The 854-nt window shown below is 71.2% G+C and carries 1 protein-coding gene; it reads right to left on the bottom strand.

What is annotated here, in order from left to right:
• Window positions 1-4: 4 nt before the first annotated feature.
• A protein-coding gene (locus FV242_RS33990; RefSeq protein WP_147942044.1) for an IS5 family transposase occupies window positions 5-810 on the bottom strand; the annotation gives its coding sequence in 2 pieces (ribosomal slippage) (window positions 5-480 and window positions 480-810; 807 coding nt in all).
• Window positions 811-854 lie beyond the last annotated feature (44 nt).

The following is an 854-nucleotide window of genomic DNA, read 5'->3' as shown; positions in this document are numbered from 1 at the left end:
GCGTCTAACAGAACCGTCTGCATTGGTTGAGTGTGACGAGGGCGCAGGCGAGGGTCGTGAAGGCGAGATGGATGTCCGCGCGGCGTTCGTAGCGGATGGCCAAGCGTCGGAATCGCGCCAGCCACGCCAGCGTACGCTCGACGACCCAGCGGTGGCGGCCCAGGCGCTGACTGCTCTCGATCCCCCGGCGCGCAATGCGGGGCCTGATCCCGCGGGCCCGGCATTCCCGACGGCAACGGCGGTGGTCGTAGGCTTTGTCGGCGTGCAGCTTGCCGGGCCTGCGGCGCGGGCGTCCAGGGCGGCCCGAGCGCACCGGCGGGATCGCGTCGAGCGTCGCGACGAGTTGGGTGCTGTCGTGAGTGTTGGCCCCGGTCAGGACGACACCGAGCGGCGTGCCGCGGGCATCGACGACGAGGTGGCGCTTCGTGCCCGGCTTGCCCCGGTCGGTCGGGTTCGGGCCGGTCGCCGCCCCCCTTTTTTCGCCGGCAGGCTGGCGCTGTCGAGTGCCGCACGGCTCCAGTCCAGTTGTCCGGCGCCGTCCAGCCGCTCCAGCAAGGCGCGGTGCAGGCTGGCCCACACGCCCGCCCTCTGCCAATCACGCAGCCGTCGCCAGCACGACATGCCCGAGCCGCAGCCCATCTCCTGCGGCAAGTACTCCCACGGTAAACCGGTGCGCAGCACGAACAGGATGCCGGTCAGCGCCGCCCGGTTCGGGATCGGCGGCCGCCCGCCCTTCGGACGCACCCGCGCCGGAGGCAGCAGCGGCGCGATCACCACCCAGAGATCGTCGGGAACGAGGAACTTCGCCATGCTCTACCAACGCGCCAACCGCCGGTTTCGTTAGGCGCTCTTAG

Origin of the sequence: Methylobacterium sp. WL64, assembly GCF_008039945.1 — a bacterium.
Lineage (GTDB): Bacteria > Pseudomonadota > Alphaproteobacteria > Rhizobiales > Beijerinckiaceae > Methylobacterium.
The sequence above is the reverse complement of the archived record's forward strand: the minus strand, read 5'-3'. Positions and strand labels throughout refer to the sequence as shown.